Origin of the sequence: [Scytonema hofmanni] UTEX 2349 (genome assembly GCF_000582685.1) — a bacterium.
In the GTDB taxonomy this organism is placed as follows: domain Bacteria; phylum Cyanobacteriota; class Cyanobacteriia; order Cyanobacteriales; family Nostocaceae; genus Hassallia; species Hassallia hofmanni.
On record NZ_KK073768.1, the window covers coordinates 4,333,208 to 4,348,132 of the forward strand.

At 42.1% G+C, this 14,925-nt stretch carries 14 protein-coding genes; 8 read left to right on the plus strand and 6 right to left on the minus strand.

Annotated features, from left to right (window positions below; all coding sequences use genetic code 11):
- Positions 1–2: 2 nt before the first annotated feature.
- Both TOL9009_RS0124550 and TOL9009_RS42295 read left to right on the plus strand, forming a co-directional pair.
- Complete coding sequence (locus TOL9009_RS0124550) at positions 3–311, plus strand: hypothetical protein (protein ID WP_029635442.1); 309 nt, start codon at positions 3–5, stop codon at positions 309–311.
- A 78-nt stretch (positions 312–389) separates the two neighbouring features.
- The gene (locus TOL9009_RS42295; protein WP_186227643.1) at positions 390–983 is read left to right on the plus strand and encodes a hypothetical protein; all 594 of its coding nucleotides are present in this window, start codon (positions 390–392) and stop codon (positions 981–983) included.
- A 29-nt stretch (positions 984–1,012) separates the two neighbouring features.
- On the opposite strand, the gene TOL9009_RS43830 is transcribed toward TOL9009_RS42295, so the two are convergent.
- A complete protein-coding gene (locus TOL9009_RS43830; RefSeq protein WP_084763297.1) occupies positions 1,013–1,354 on the minus strand; it encodes a DUF1016 N-terminal domain-containing protein in 342 nt (113 codons plus the stop codon).
- A 245-nt stretch (positions 1,355–1,599) separates the two neighbouring features.
- Here TOL9009_RS43830 and TOL9009_RS40360 point away from each other — a divergent pair, with 245 nt between their 5' ends.
- From TOL9009_RS40360 to TOL9009_RS0124590, 6 genes are all read left to right on the plus strand, one after another.
- The gene (locus TOL9009_RS40360; protein ID WP_051503019.1) at positions 1,600–2,820 is read left to right on the plus strand and encodes a DNA cytosine methyltransferase; all 1,221 of its coding nucleotides are present in this window, start codon (positions 1,600–1,602) and stop codon (positions 2,818–2,820) included.
- Between the two features lie 128 nt (positions 2,821–2,948).
- Positions 2,949–3,623: a deoxyribose-phosphate aldolase gene (deoC, locus tag TOL9009_RS0124570; protein ID WP_029635444.1), complete on the plus strand. Its 675-nt coding sequence runs from the start codon at positions 2,949–2,951 to the stop codon at positions 3,621–3,623.
- 119 nt (positions 3,624–3,742) lie between these two features.
- A complete protein-coding gene (gene recO / locus TOL9009_RS0124575) occupies positions 3,743–4,723 on the plus strand; it encodes a DNA repair protein RecO (RefSeq protein ID WP_029635446.1) in 981 nt (326 codons plus the stop codon).
- Positions 4,707–6,329 carry an MFS transporter gene (locus TOL9009_RS0124580; RefSeq protein ID WP_029635448.1) on the plus strand — a complete coding sequence of 541 codons (1,623 nt, stop codon included), beginning with the start codon at positions 4,707–4,709 and terminating at the stop codon, positions 6,327–6,329. The genes recO and TOL9009_RS0124580 overlap by 17 nt, the downstream gene beginning before the upstream one ends.
- A 373-nt stretch (positions 6,330–6,702) precedes the next feature.
- On the plus strand, positions 6,703–7,851 hold the full coding sequence (locus TOL9009_RS0124585) for a glycosyltransferase family 4 protein (protein ID WP_029635449.1): 1,149 nt from the start codon (positions 6,703–6,705) through the stop codon (positions 7,849–7,851).
- A gap of 670 nt (positions 7,852–8,521) precedes the next feature.
- Positions 8,522–9,487, plus strand: a complete 966-nt coding sequence (locus TOL9009_RS0124590) for an orange carotenoid protein N-terminal domain-containing protein (protein ID WP_029635450.1) — start codon at positions 8,522–8,524, stop codon at positions 9,485–9,487.
- A 97-nt stretch (positions 9,488–9,584) separates the two neighbouring features.
- Here the strand turns inward: TOL9009_RS0124590 and TOL9009_RS43835 are convergent, their stop codons facing one another.
- The 5 genes from TOL9009_RS43835 to TOL9009_RS0124615 all read right to left on the minus strand — a co-directional run bounded on the left by TOL9009_RS43835 (position 9,585) and on the right by TOL9009_RS0124615 (position 14,913).
- Positions 9,585–9,944, minus strand: a complete 360-nt coding sequence (locus TOL9009_RS43835) for a hypothetical protein (protein ID WP_072022165.1) — start codon at positions 9,942–9,944, stop codon at positions 9,585–9,587.
- A gap of 253 nt (positions 9,945–10,197) precedes the next feature.
- Complete coding sequence (locus tag TOL9009_RS40365) at positions 10,198–11,046, minus strand: peptidase (protein ID WP_051503020.1); 849 nt, start codon at positions 11,044–11,046, stop codon at positions 10,198–10,200.
- Positions 11,047–11,090: 44 nt separating this feature from the next.
- Positions 11,091–11,324, minus strand: a complete 234-nt coding sequence (gene secG, locus TOL9009_RS0124605; RefSeq protein WP_029635452.1) for a preprotein translocase subunit SecG — start codon at positions 11,322–11,324, stop codon at positions 11,091–11,093.
- A 67-nt stretch (positions 11,325–11,391) separates the two neighbouring features.
- The gene (gpmI, locus tag TOL9009_RS0124610; RefSeq protein WP_051503129.1) at positions 11,392–12,990 is read right to left on the minus strand and encodes a 2,3-bisphosphoglycerate-independent phosphoglycerate mutase; all 1,599 of its coding nucleotides are present in this window, start codon (positions 12,988–12,990) and stop codon (positions 11,392–11,394) included.
- A gap of 228 nt (positions 12,991–13,218) precedes the next feature.
- On the minus strand, positions 13,219–14,913 hold the full coding sequence (locus tag TOL9009_RS0124615; RefSeq protein WP_029635455.1) for an ABC-F family ATP-binding cassette domain-containing protein: 1,695 nt from the start codon (positions 14,911–14,913) through the stop codon (positions 13,219–13,221).
- Positions 14,914–14,925 lie beyond the last annotated feature (12 nt).

Sequence of the window (14,925 nt, forward strand, 5' to 3'; positions counted from 1 at the left end):
TTGTGCAACTTTTTATAAATCAATTAAGCGATCGCTTATCTGAAGAACTGGTAGCAGCGAGAAAACTCAATGTCAGACCACTGACGGTAAGCGATCGTGAATTTGAGACAACAGTCAATGCAGGAACAGTCAAATGGGCAGTTAGGGAACAAAGAGACTTATTTATAGTTCCAAAATATGTACAAGGGCAAGAAATATCCCACACTGTTTTAACTAATGGGCTGCGGGTGAGGCAGATATTACTGGCTTTGATGATTACTACTACTTGCTCAATATCAACAATTACAGCGGACACTATCAACCAAGTTTAAGTAGTTTAGATATTGGCAAAGAAGCTTTTAAAGCTAACGGTATCAATATTCCAGATTGAGCAGCATAAAGTAACTTTTATGAGTCAAGATGACGTTACAAAGTTATTAAAATCCCTACTCCAAAAAGATGCAATTCAAGTACAAGCTTGGTTAAAAACTATTTGGACAGGAAAAGAGCATATATCAAATAACTTCAACTGGCATGGTTTAGCCCAGGTAGCAGCTTCGAGGGCAAGCGAGAATTTAAACCTAGAATGGGCAAAAGTGGCAATTTATGTTTACAATTTTTTGGCGGTAAACCAGCCTAATGCTACTGCTAAAGAATCATTTATGTCTTCAGCAATGACGCTAAGAGCATATATGATTTCAAAACTTGGCGCTACTGCTGGTGATGAGATTCTTGATATAAAGTATCTTGTTAATTGGTTTTTTAACGACTTAAAAATATCCGACAAAGATGCATTAATCAAAGCAGATGCTTGGAAAAAAATGTTGGCATCAAAGAATAAGAAAGATATCCAGAAAAAGTTAGATGCGGAACTCGAAGAATTCCGAATATTAAGGCGAATCAAGAATCGCTTAACACTATTTAAGCTTTTATCAGAGAGTAATAAATTTAGTCCAGATAAAGAAATCGCTGCTTGGCTTTCAATACAAGATAAATTACCGTAAATTAATAGATTATTTAACAGTAGGGTGCGTTAAAAAAGCGCAACACATTCTATATATTTAAAATTTACCTTACAATTGTGATACCAAGTAATTTGTGCAAGCACCTCTTGCACAAATAGCTCATCAGGGTAAACTTGGGCAAATGCTCGCATATACTTAAGATTGCGAGATGAAAAGCCCTTTATTTCTGGAAAAGCTTGCTGCAAGTCGGTTGCAAGACGGTTGATTACTTTTGCTCCCCAACGTTGCTGCTGTTGTCTGTGAAGAATATCTCGCCCAATTTGCCAGTAAAGTAATACTAACTTTTTGTTGACAGCAACAGCCGCTCGTAATTGAGCGTAATACCATTTCTGTGTGAAGATGCGCCTAATTTAGCCCACGCAGGTGGGCTTCGTTCGTTTAGCCGCGAGTTTACTCGTCGGGTTATTAAGCGCAGCCTCATAAAGAATTGGTATAAGAAATCCGTGTTTTCAGTTAGCTGAGAAAGTGATCATAACCAAGGATATCAGAATTGCTAGCTTGTGGTAAGTCGAATTTATCTTCTTTTGGCATAAAACTTGTAATTAGCAAATATGGCGCTAATATACTTTAGTTTAAAGTAAGCAACGTTAATGTGATGACAAGCGATCGCCTTTCTATTTTCTCCTTTTTTGCCGGCTCTGGTTTCCTTGATTTAGGTTTTGAAAATAGCGGTTTTAATATTGTTTATGTGAATGAACTTTTTTCCCCTTTTATGTCAGCATACCGCTATTCACGGCAGGCTCTCAATTTGCCATTACCAAAATACGGATATCATTATGGGGAAGAAGCAGATGTAACCAAACTTATTGAAGAATTACCAGCACAACGTCTGCAAGAATTAGTCAAAGACTGCCGCAAGTCTAATAATATAATTGGCTTTATTGGTGGTCCTCCCTGTCCTGATTTTTCTGTTGGTGGTAAAAACAAAGGACGTTTAGGAGATAATGGTAAACTTTCAGCTGCCTATGTTGAATTAATTTGCCAACAACAGCCTGATTTCTTTTTGTTTGAAAACGTCAAAGGTTTGTGGAAAACTACAAAACATCGTTTATTCTTTGAAGCGCTGAAACAACAATTGCAGCAAGCGGGTTATGTATTAACAGAGCGTTTGATTAATGCGATTGAATACGGTGTACCTCAAGATAGAGAAAGAATTATTCTGATAGGTTTCCCAAAAAAACTTATTCAAGATATGGGAATAATACTTCCGAGTGAAAATATTCTTCCTGAAGGTACTTTTCCTTGGGAAAAACACATTATATATCCTCAAGATAAAGTCTTTTCTTACCATTGGGGGATGCGTGAAGCATTCAAAGAAGATTCTATAGTGTTATGTCCTGATGGAATTCCTCAAGAATTAACAGTTGAATATTGGTTTAGAAAGAATGATGTGTTAAATCATGCCAATTCACAACACTATTTTCAACCAAGGGCTGGTAGAAAAAAATTTGCTGTTGTTGATGAAGGAGATGATTCCAAAAAGTCTTACAAACGTCTTCACCGATGGCGTTATTCTCCCACAGCTTGTTATGGCAATAATGAAGTACATTTACATCCTTACAAAGTTAGAAGAATTTCTGTAGCGGAAGCTTTAGCGATACAATCTTTGCCTGCAAATTTTGTGCTTCCAGAGAATATGACGTTGACGAATATGTTTAAAACTATTGGTAATGGTGTACCATATCTAGCTTCAAAGGGATTGGCTCAAACTATCCTTGACTTTTTAGCAACAGGGGATGCTGGAAAAGAAAGCTCTATAATGGGCGATACTTACGGCACGGGAGGTGAGCGATCGCAACGCTTTTTACCTTCCTAGCTTGATAACCAATACCGAATCATCTGCCACATACTCAGGAAAAATGTCATGAATTATGGTTTAATTTAATAAAAATGCCTTTATTAATCTAAATAAAGTTTAATAATCAATTACTGGTAAAACTAACAATGGCAGCAGATTATCCAGACATTGATATTGCGCCATACATCGATCATGCCCTGCTGATGCCTACGGCTACCTCAGAGCACGTTAAGCAATGGTGTGAAGAAGCAGACAGATTTGGGTTTGCGGCGGTTTGCATCTACCCCGTGCATGTCAAGCAAGCGGCGGAACTCCTCCACGGCAAAAGTCCTAAAGTGTGTACGGTGATTGGCTTTCCCTCAGGGGCTACAACTTCAGCCGTAAAGCTGTTTGAAGCTCAAGAAGCACTAGAAAATGGTGCTTTTGAGTTGGATGTGGTAATTAATTTGGGCTGGCTCAAAGCTGGGAAAACTGAGGAAATACATCGGGAAATTGCCGAAATTTGCGAAGCCGCCGATCAAAATGTAAAGGTAATATTGGAAACCAACCTGCTGACGGATACCGAGAAAAGTGTGGCAGCAGAAATAGCTATGGATGCAGGTGCAGCATTTATCAAAACCTGTACAGGTTGGAATGGTGGTGTCACAGTAGCGGATGTACGATTTTTGAAAGAAGTGGCACGAGAAAGGGTGGGAATTAAAGCTTCCGGAGGAATTCGCACCGCCGAGCAAGCTTTAGACTTAATTGTAGCGGGTGCAACTAGATTAGGCACGTCTCGCGGTATCGATTTGATCCGCCAGCGCGATACCCTGGAATCATAGAGAGTAGTCATTTGTTTTTTGTTAGTCGTTGATTGTTAGTAGTTAGTCGATTTTCTTGACTACTAACTACTAACCAGTAACAAAAAACCACTAACTACTAACACTTGACCAATGACTAAATGAGTAGAACCTATAAAGCAACTGGGATTAATCTGAAAACCCAGGCGTTTGGCGAAGCCGATAGGCTAGTGACAATTTTGACACGAGAGTTTGGTTTGATTCGAGCAATTGCTCCAGGGGCACGCAAGCACAAGTCAAGCCTTGGTGGTAGGAGTGGGATGTTTGTTGTAAATGAGCTACTGATTGCCCAAGGGCGATCGCTTGACAAAATTACACAAGCAGAAACTATAAAAACTTATCCAGGTCTTGGTAAAGACTTGGCAAAACTAGCTGCTAGTCAGTATTTAGCAGAAATTGTATTATGTCAAGCTCTAAGCGAACAACCCCAAGAGGAATTGTATGAATTACTCAATGAACATCTGGGTAGGTTGGAAGCGATACCCACCACAAAAGTAAAAAATATTTTCGCTCATCTGGCACATGCTGTATTTCACCTTTTAGCGAATTCAGGACTGACGCCTCAAGTGCAAGTTTGTTGTTTAACTCAGAGTCCCTTAACACCAGACTTTTCAGACCCCAATCCTCAGGTAGGATTTAGTGTCTCATCTGGTGGAATAATTAGTTTACAAGCTTTGGAGCGCTTGCGGAAAGAGGGGGAGAGGGAGAGGGGGGGACAAGGGGACAAGGGGACAAGGGGACAAGGGGGACAAGGGAGACAAGAGAGACAAGGGGGACAAGGGAGACAAGGAGAACAATTCTTTTCCCCTATCCCCCCATCCTTGCCATCTTCCTCAGGCTACGAAACGATTGTCCATCGCCAAGAAATACCAGTGCTTTCTAGCCGTTTAAATGCGACAGAACTGGCTATGCTCCAGCAGTTGTCGCAACCAGAGATAATGCCTATTGATGCTGCCAATGATGGCTGGTCATCTGTTGAGCAAATTCTGCGATTATATGCTCAATATCATCTTGGTCGTCCTATTCGCTCTGCTGCTTTGATCGATTCTTATTTTGCTGCCAACTATGATGCAACCGTCTGATTTAGAACCAAAAAACTTGCCGATGTCACCCAGTCACGGCAAAAAACATAATAGGACACCTAACTTATCGCCAAAAGAAACACCACATCTTAGTGTTGTTCCTGACTTGAGGGGCGATCGCATGTATACACAAGAAATGTCTCCAGACGTTTCTCAAAATGAGAAAAATTCGTCTAAGTCGGAAATACCAAAAAGCGATCTCACAAACTTAGGCGAAAAAAACACAAGTGAAAATCGCAAAATTTCTGCTTCTGAACATAATTTGCCATTAACTTCTATAAATGGCAAAGAACCGCCAGATAAAGGTGAAGCAGTATCAAGTCATGTTCAACAGGGTTTTTTGCCTGTATTCAAAAATCCTAATTTTTTAGCTCTTTGGGGTGGTCAAGTCTTCTGCCAATTGGCAGATAAAATATATTTGGTGCTGATGATTGCCCTGATAAATACTCAGTTTCAGGCAAGCGATCAAAGTATTAGCGGTTGGGTATCAGCGCTGATGATGACTTTTACCATTCCTGCGGTGTTATTTGGTTCTGTTGCGGGTGTATTTGTAGATCGCTGGTCAAAAAAGGCAGTGCTAGTAGCAACAAACTTTTGGCGTGGTATTTTGGTTTTGGCAATTCCCATGCTGCTGTGGTTAACTCATGATTGGAAACCAATCGGAGTTTTGCCAGTGGGCTTTTGCATGATTTTAGTTGTAACTTTTTTGGTTTCGACGCTGACCCAGTTTTTTGCACCAGCAGAACAGGCAGCGATTCCTTTGGTAGTGAAAGAGCAAGATTTACTCTCGGCTAACTCGCTGTATACAACAACGATGATGGCATCGGTAATTGTCGGGTTTGCAGTCGGGGAACCGCTGTTAGCTATTGCGGATCATATTTGGCAGCTAATTGTTGGTGGTAGTGGGGGATTGGGTAAAGAACTTTTGGTGGGTGGTAGTTATGCGATCGCCAGCATAATATTGTTACTTTTGTCAACTAATGAAAAATCTCACTCAAATCAAGCAGAATACCCCCACGTTTTTGCTGACCTGCGTGATGGTTTTAAGTATCTAGGAGAAAATCATCGCCTTCGCAATGCTTTAATCCAACTTATTATCTTATTTTCTGTCTTTGCCGCCTTAACTGTTCTCGCCGTTCGCATGGCAGAAATAATTCCCAACTTAAAAGCCTCCCAATTCGGTTTTTTACTCGCATCTGGTGGTGTTGGCATCGCTCTTGGGGCAACCATTCTTGGTCAATTTGGTCAACGCTTTTCTTATAACCAATTAAGTGTATTTGGATGTATGGGTATGACAGCATCCTTGATTGGTTTGTCGATCTTCACAACACAGTTATGGATTATCCTTTTGTTGGTAGCCTTCTTGGGTGTGTGTGGAGCGTTAGTCGGTATCCCCATGCAAACAGCGATCCAAAGCGAAACTCCACCCGAAATGCGTGGTAAAGTTTTTGGTCTGCAAAACAATGTAATTAATATTGCCCTCACCTTACCCTTAGCATTGGCAGGTGTCGCAGAAACATTCGTTGGATTACAAGCTGTATTTTTGGGATTGGCGGCGATCGTCTTTTCAGGTAGTATATTAACCTGGTATAAATTCACTGACTAGTTATCAAAAAAAGGAGTTATTGTTCACTCTTCTGACATTATCAATTATTTACTGAAAGCTTTTGTTTTCGTGCTAAACTGATGTCAATAATGATTTATCACGTACTTGCTGGGAATAAACCTAACATTAACCAGAGACGATATATCGCATCTATGTAAGTTGTTATGAACTTATTAGGAATTAGCAACTTATTAGAAGTAAAGTAAAAAATCCACAAAAAGCACTTTCGTAGAGCAACCTCAAATTTTGCCCTCGGAATTGGTTAATCGCGGGATTTGATAAGAACTAAAAACCTAGCAAGTACAAAACACGAAAAAGAAAGAAAGCACAAAAAGCTGATAAATTAAACCGCTTTTCTGATAGCTAATAAAGAATGCGTATAGCCTGGATTGGAAAAAAATCACCCTTTTGTGGCAATGTCACCTACAGTCGGGAAATTACAAATGCCTTGCTAGACAGGGGACATCAAGTTAGTTTCCTTCACTTCGCCCAAGAAGAATCTGAACCCGACAACTGGCCCAATTGCCCAGAGGTTTCTCTACCCTTCATTTACAAGTCTCAGGTTTACACAATTCCGACTTTTAAAGCGACCAAGGTTTTAACTCAGTCGTTAAAGCGCATTAAGCCGGATGTAGTTCATGCTTCGCTGACTTTATCTCCTCTTGACTTTATTTTGCCAGAAATCTGTGAAGAACTAAATTTGCCCTTAATTGCCACTTTTCACACACCATTTGCTGGCAAAGGGGCAAAACTAATTTCTGGAACACAACTTTTGGCGTATCAACTTTATGCGCCTTTTTTGGGTAACTACGATCGCGTGATTGTATTTTCTCAAATACAGCGAGAACTGCTAGCACGCATGGGTGTGCCAGAAGAAAATATTGCCGTAATTCCCAACGGTGTGGATACTAGCAAGTATTCTCCAGGAACTTCTAAAATTAAAGCAGAATTTAAAGCAGAACGCTTGTTTGTTTATCAAGGTCGCATCGCTCCTGAGAAAAACGTCGAAGCCCTGCTTCGCGCTTGGAAACAAGCCGAAATGCGCTTTGATAGTAAATTGCTGATTGTCGGTGATGGTCCAGGGAAATCTTCTTTAGAAACCTTTTATGGTTCAGAATATGGCATCTTCTGGTTAGGGTTTATTGCCAACGAAAACCGACGCATCGAAATTTTACGCGGTGCAGATGTATTTATTTTGCCTTCATTAGTTGAGGGATTGTCACTATCTTTGTTAGAAGCAATGGCAGTGGGAAGCGCTTGTTTAGCAACTGATGTCGGCGCAGATGGCGAAGTATTGGAAAAGGGTGCGGGTGTGATTCTTAATACTAAAACAGTGCGATCGCAATTAAAAACTTTTTTGCCACTCTTCCAAGACCACCCCGAATTAACAACACTGTTAGGGCAGAAAGCTAGAAAGCGAGTATTAGAGCGATATACTCTCAGTAATAATATTACTCGACTGGAAGAACTTTATACAAATGTTTTAATACAGCCCCGCGTGCAATTTAGTCGCGGAGCGTAGGCAAGATAAGGGGATAAGGGAAAGAGTGGGAAAAAATATTTTTACCTTTTACCTTGATGTTACACGTCTGATTGGATGGCGATCGCGCTAAAGACTATTAAAGATGCGATACTCCTATCGGAGTCACTTCGTGAACGCTTCTCAAAGTTGACAAAGAGTACCCCTACATTACTTACTAGCCTACGCAGTTAAGCTCTGTACGCGCAATGCCCCACCCTTACAGGGTGAGGGCGAATAAAACGCAACCTTACATAGAATTGGTATTACATAAATTTAGATATCTCATATGAGCGATAAGCAAGTTTTGTCACTGATTTGTTAAAAAAATTTACAAAAGTTCATTAAGTTTGATAAACTTGTTTACGTAACCAAACCTCCCCTGAGGAAACTTTCGTGACTGTGAGCAGTTACGTTGTTGTGGTGCAAAGGTTAAACCGCACCTTTGTTATTGAATTAAAGATTTACTGAGAAGATAGTCTCTTGACTGTCTTGATTAACTACGAAAAAATAGAACACCTGCAAGGGTGATTGTTTATTCTGTCTGGCTTTTAGGACGCTAAAAGTCTCGATTAGAGCGCGTTTATTGCCACTTGATCTCAAAAAAGAAGATTCGCTTTTTTTGAATGAATGCTTATCAGCTAGTTAACAAATAACATTGGAGATTACGAACATGGTTTTAAGTATCGAGTCCGCTCAAAATATTTTCTCTAAGACTCAAGTTCCTAGCCCTATTCCAGCTACCATAGCGCTATTCGATCAACTAGGCGTTGACGATCAACTGGCTTATCTCTGGTATGCTTACACCGAAATGGGTAAGACAATTACTCCCGCAGCTCCTGGAGTAGCACGCTTGCAACTAGCAGAAGGTTTGCTCAATCAAATTAAGGAGATGTCTCAAGAAGAGCAAACCCAAGTCATGCGGGAACTTGCTAGCCGTGCTGACAGTCCAATTAGCCGCTCTTATGGTTTCTTCAGTGTTAACACCAAGCTGGCTTTTTGGTATGAGTTAGGTGAGTTGATGAAACAAGGTGTTGTAACTCCGATTCCCAGCGGTTACCAAATGTCCCCTGGTGTGAAAGTAGTATTAGAAGCTACTCAAAAGCTTGATGCAGGTCAGCAAATCACCGTACTGCGTAACACTGTAGTAGATATGGGATTTGATACATCTGCTCTTGGTCCAAGTACTTCCAAACCTGCTGCGGAACCTGCGTTTAAACGTAGTGTTCCTCCTATTACTTCAGTCAAGATTGAGGGTATCACAGAGCCTGCTGTACTTGGCTACATCGAAGCGATGAACTCGGATAACTTTGATGCAGCTATCAACTTATTTACTACCGATGGTGCGCTGCAACCCCCATTCCAAAAGCCGATAGTCGGTCATGAGGCGATCGCTAAATACATGCGGGAAGAAGCCCAAGGACTGAACATGATGCCAAAGCAAGGTATCAGCGAAGTTCTGCCAGATGGTTCTAAGCAACTGAAAATCACAGGTGTAGTACAAACTCCTTGGTTTGGCGTCACTGTGGGTATGAATATTGCTTGGCGGTTCTTAATCAATCCTCAAGGTAAGATTTTCTTTGTGGCGATCGATATGCTAGCATCTCCTCAAGAACTCATGAACCTACGCCCTGTTTAGAAATAAATTTAGGGTGGGCAATAATGCCCACCCTTGGTTTTGAACCGCAGAAAAAACGGTCAATTATATTCGGGGGAATTCAAAAAAAGTAACTTTTTTAGCGCTCAATGAGTCTGGCTGAATCGCGTCTTGCGTTCCAGACGCAAATTATATTACCGTTTCCTCTTCCATAGCGATCGCCCCTTCCATAGCGATCGCCTCTTCCATAGCGATCGCCTCTTCCATAGCGATCGCCTCCTTGATTACCGCGATTCCGAATGCTGTAGACATAACGATAACTGACAAGTCGCCCATTTTGGTAAACAGGTTCGCCACCTCGCCTACCAACTACCGAATAACCACTATCGTTGATAAGTCTATCGCAAGTAATCTCGCCATTTGCAGCCTGAGCGGGGAATGTAGGTATCATACCTAAACAGAGAACAGCGGCAGTCAATAAAAGTTTTGTACGTTTCATGGTTTTATATCGATTGAAAAGCTGAAATTGAAATTAAAAATATCTGATAACTCAATACACTTGGTGTTGAGACTTTTTGGTAATGATTTTTGATCTGTAGAGACGCGAAATTTCGCGTCTCTACGCTCGTCCGATCAGGCTTAACACCAAGCGTATTGTCTGATAACCCACTTTGAGTTGAGGCTTGCTGAATTGAAGCCACCCAAATTGTAGAAATCAGAGTTGCATCAGCACATCAATCGAAGGTCATGATCTAAACATGATTAAAGTCATGTTTTTCTATTTCAAAACACGTCTTGAGTTTTATTTTTAATTTAGAATTGCACCAACCCAAACTAGTAGGCTGTTCGTAAACGCGCTTCAAAGTATTTACATCTCTGGTAGAAATAGGCGGCGGGTTGGGAACTTGGGAAAAGTATAAAGCATCACTTGGCATCGGACTATGACCCCAAATTCCCAGCGCATGACCGAATTCATGGCGGGCGGCTGCGGTAAGATAATTACCAGTCTGGCTAGGACTCAGCAATATCGTGAAGCGGTGAGATAAAACTTTGTGATTTGTGTATAACTCGTAAGTAGCTTGTGCCGATCGCGCACGGGGAATGTTACTATTAGGCGACTTCTGAAGAGGTGGGGCTTTTCGCACAATTGTAATATTCGCAACTTCCGGCTGTTTGACTACCTCAAAAGGTAAATAAACATTCCACTCTTGCACTGCTTGTAGGACAGTATTAACCCATATTTGAGCTTGTTCGCGGCTAATTTCTTTCGGTGTTTCTACGTAAATACGAATGGGAAACTGCGACCAAACTAAATAACCGACTTCAGTTAATTTAACTTGAGAAAAGTAGTCACCGCTGTTAGTGCTGTCTTTCCACTTTACCAGCGTCGGCGGTAAGGCATGGGGTCTTGGGGAAGTAGGGGAAATTGTTCTTAACTCTGATGCATCTTTCTGCATTTTTGTCAAGATGCTATTTTGTGCAAGAGTGGGGTTGTTCTGGAAGTTAATAAAAATGACTAATAACCCTGTACCAATAGCTAAGGCAAGGGCTGCAATTAAACGTAAAATACTTTTCTTCGTAGTGAGCGGTTTACCGCTCATATCTTCCCTTTTAAGGGCTGAAGCCCTTACTACGAACTTCATCCTTACTTAGGTAGCCAACCAGCGCTTAAAACTACGGTTAAGCCGAGAAAAATTACCGTCAGCGTCCACGTAACTCGGTTGAGTGTGGTTTCGGCACTTTTGGTGCTGCTAAACAATTGAGCCTGTCCGCCAATGGCAGCAACGCCATCGCCTTTCGGACTATGCAGTAATACTAAAACAATCAAACCAACGGCGGAAAATGCCCAAATGCCTTGCACAATATTAGTAACAGTCATGGTAGGAATTTAATAAATTAGGTAGAGACGTTCCGGCGGAACGTCTGTACGAAAGGTGCTAACTTTTTTACAATCCAACTGGTGCGGGAGTGCGTTTTAATTGCACTTCATACTCAGCATTTTGGAGGAGCGATCGCCCTGTCATTTCTGGTGGAATCGGCAGTTGTAAAATCTCCAGAATTGTGGGGGCAATGTCGGCTAGCTTACCATCGTTTCGCAGGCTAACATCTGTACCATGTCCGGGGATTTTTACACCTTCTCCTTCGACCACAATTAAGGGGACTGGATTGGTGGTGTGAGCTGTCCAAGGATTGCCCGCATCATCTAGCATATGCTCGGCGTTGCCGTGGTCGGCGGTAATAATTGCTGTACCTCCGGCTTTGGTGATGCTCTCTAGAAGGCGTCCCAAACATCGGTCAACGGTTTCCAGTGCTTTAATCGTAGCGTCTATTTGACCAGTATGCCCTACCATGTCTGGGTTGGCATAATTAATTACAATTAAGGAGTAAATTTTCTTTTCGATGCCAGCGATCGCTACCTCTGTTAATGGTGCTGCTGACATCGCCGGTGCTTTATCGTAGGTCGCGACCATTGGACTGCTGACCAGTTCCCGGTCTTCTCCAGCAAAAGGTTCTTCCAAACCGCCGTTAAAGAAGTAGGTGACGTGAGCGTATTTTTCGGTTTCGGAGGTGCGAAACTGCTTTAAATCATGATTGGCAATTACTTCCCCCAGAATATTACTGAGATTCTGAGGTTCAAAGGCTACAGCAACTGGTAATTCTGGATCGTACTGAGTAAAAGTAGCAAACGACAGCGGCGTGATTTGCTGTCTTTCAAAGCCGTTAAAATCAGGATTGACAAAAGCTTGCGTCAATTGTCTGGCGCGATCGGGGCGGAAGTTAAAAAATATTATTCCATCGCCTTCCGCTACTGCCCCAGGAGCAATGCGTATTGGTAAAATGAATTCGTCGTTAACACCTTCGGCGTAAGATGCTTGTATGACTTCCACAGCCTTACGACCATCACCCGCGCCATCTTGTGTCATGATGTCGTAGGCGCGTTTGACTCGATCCCAACGGCGATCGCGATCCATTGCGTAATAGCGACCGCTAATGGTAGCTATGCGTCCTACTCCGATGCGGTCAATGTAATTTTGCAGCAACCCGATTGCTTGTACAGCATCTTTTGGTGTGGTGTCACGACCGTCGGTGATGGCGTGGATGCAAATTTCGGAAAGTCCTTGACCTTTGGCTAAGTCAAGTAACCCAAACAAATGCGACAGGTGCGAGTGTACCCCACCCTCGGAACAAAGCCCTACTATATGCAGCTTGCCATTTCGACTGCGGACTTCCTGGCAAGTTTTGACCAGTGCGGGGTTGCGTTGGATCGAACCGTCTTCCACAGCATCTGAGATGCGGACTAATTCTTGCGGTACAACTCGTCCAGCGCCGATGTTCAAATGACCAACTTCTGAGTTGCCCATTTGTCCCTCTGGCAATCCCACGGCTTTTCCGGATGTGCGGATGAGGGTATGCGGATAAGCTGCCCATAAGCTTTGCATTACGGGAGTTTTAGCAGCGGCGATCGCGTTTCCTCGTGTTTCCTCGCAGTAGCCCCATCCGTCTAAAATGACAAGCACCACGGGAGCAACAGGTGCCTTGGTCATAATAAAATTGCCCTTTACTTTTTGTAATATCCGAATGATACCACTGCTATTCACCCCCGCAAGTGAATTTCTGCTTAATAACTTTATTTATGATGTAATTACGATTTTTTTAAACATTTTTTCAAGTTGAATAATTTTTCCTGATTTTTTGTGGTAATAGTGGTTGTTGGTTGTAAAAACTATAACTAGGCTTCCACTAACCACTATCCACCATCAACTCCCAACCCGTTATTTGCTTTTGCCGCCGGTTTTTGCAGCTTTAGCGGCTTTTTTTGCAGCTTTCTCAGCCTCTATTGCAGCTAACTTTGCTTGTTCTTTTTCTTCGGCGATTTTGTCGAGATAGTAATGATAATCCCCTAGATAAACGCGGAATTCACCATTGCGGATTTCGACGATTTTATTTGCTACCTGAGAAATAAAATAACGGTCGTGAGAAACGACAATTACAGTGCCATCATAATTTTGAATTGCTTCTTCCAGCATTTCTTTTGCTGGGATATCTAGATGGTTTGTCGGCTCATCTAAAATGAGTAAATTTGCGGGACGTAAAAGCATTTTCGCTAACGCTAAACGCGCTTTTTCTCCCCCACTTAATGCAGCCACAGATTTCAATACTGTGTCCCCAGAAAACAAAAATCGTCCCAACAGCGTGCGGACTTCTTCATTTTTCCAATCGGGTACTTCATCATGGATGGTTTCCATGACAGTTTTCGTTAAATCCAAAGCTTCAGCTTGATTTTGTTCAAAGTAACCGGGAATAACGTTGTGTTCGCCTAACCCAACAGTACCCTCTGTAGGTTTTTCACTACCTGTAATCAAACGTAACAAAGTAGATTTGCCGGCACCGTTGGGACCTAGAAAAGCAACGCGATCGCCTTTTTCAATTAGGAGATTTGCGCCCAGAAAGAGAATTTTATCATCGTAAATATGAGTTAAATCTTTAATTTCCACTACTTCGCGTCCGCTGCGGGGTGCGGGGGGAAAGCGGAAGTGCAAAGTTCTCATCCCACCTACGGGTGCTTCGATGCGTTCGATTTTATCAAGTTGTTTTTCCCGGCTTTTTGCTTGGGTACTGCGGGTAGCACTAGCGCGGAATCTGTCAACAAAGGTTTGCTGTTTTTCTAGTTCTTTCTGCTGACGTTCGTAAGCGCTAAGTTGCGCTTGTTGACTTTCAGATTTTTGTAACAGGTAGGCTGAGTAATTACCGAGATAAGTGCTGGAAACACCGCGTTCTGTTTCCACAACTTGGGTGCAGAGGCGATCTAAAAATTCCCGGTCATGAGATACTATTACCATCGGGGTAGTCAGCCCTTTGAGGTAATTTTCTAACCATTCGATAGTTTCTAAGTCAAGGTGGTTGGTAGGTTCGTCCAGTAGCAATAAGTCGGGTTTTTGCAGCAGGATTTTACCCAAACTCATCCGCATTTGCCAACCGCCACTGAAAGCACTTACTAAGCGATCGCCATCAGCACCATCAAAACCCATTTCTGGCAAAATCTTATCAATTTTTGCCTCTAATCCATAGCCATCAAGCGCTTCAAACTGCCTTTGGAGACGATCCATTTTGTCGATCAGTTTGTTTAACTCCTCTGGAGTTGCCGTTTCCATTTCCCGATGTACCTGTGACAAAGCTTCATTAACTTTGTTTGCTTCGACAAAGGCACGCCAAAATTCTTCTTTAACAGTACGGCTGGGGTCTACTTCAAATTCTTGGTTGAGGTAAGCTATGTGTAAGCTAGAAGGACGAATAATTTCGCCAGCAGTGGGTTCGATTTCGCCGGCGATGATTTTCAATTGGGTGGATTTTCCGGCACCGTTGACACCCACCAAGCCGATGCGATCGCCAACTTTGACTTCCCAGTTGACATCTTTGAGAATTTCGCCTGTAGGATAAATTTTACTTATATGTTCAAGTCGCAGCATTCGGTGTCTCTA

Bases quoted from the DNA above. Each gene is read 5' to 3' on its own strand.
- TOL9009_RS42295 (WP_186227643.1), top strand. From the start codon at position 390: ATGAGTCAAGATGACGTTACAAAGTTATTAAAATCCCTACTCCAAAAA.
- TOL9009_RS40360 (WP_051503019.1), top strand. From the start codon at position 1,600: ATGACAAGCGATCGCCTTTCTATTTTCTCCTTTTTTGCCGGCTCTGGT.
- deoC (WP_029635444.1), top strand. From the start codon at position 2,949: ATGGCAGCAGATTATCCAGACATTGATATTGCGCCATACATCGATCAT.
- recO (WP_029635446.1), top strand. From the start codon at position 3,743: ATGAGTAGAACCTATAAAGCAACTGGGATTAATCTGAAAACCCAGGCG.
- TOL9009_RS0124580 (WP_029635448.1), top strand. From the start codon at position 4,707: ATGATGCAACCGTCTGATTTAGAACCAAAAAACTTGCCGATGTCACCC.
- TOL9009_RS0124585 (WP_029635449.1), top strand. From the start codon at position 6,703: ATGCGTATAGCCTGGATTGGAAAAAAATCACCCTTTTGTGGCAATGTC.
- TOL9009_RS0124590 (WP_029635450.1), top strand. From the start codon at position 8,522: ATGGTTTTAAGTATCGAGTCCGCTCAAAATATTTTCTCTAAGACTCAA.
- TOL9009_RS43835 (WP_072022165.1), bottom strand. From the start codon at position 9,944: ATGAAACGTACAAAACTTTTATTGACTGCCGCTGTTCTCTGTTTAGGT.
- TOL9009_RS40365 (WP_051503020.1), bottom strand. From the start codon at position 11,046: ATGAGCGGTAAACCGCTCACTACGAAGAAAAGTATTTTACGTTTAATT.
- secG (WP_029635452.1), bottom strand. From the start codon at position 11,324: ATGACTGTTACTAATATTGTGCAAGGCATTTGGGCATTTTCCGCCGTT.
- gpmI (WP_051503129.1), bottom strand. From the start codon at position 12,990: ATGACCAAGGCACCTGTTGCTCCCGTGGTGCTTGTCATTTTAGACGGA.
- TOL9009_RS0124615 (WP_029635455.1), bottom strand. From the start codon at position 14,913: ATGCTGCGACTTGAACATATAAGTAAAATTTATCCTACAGGCGAAATT.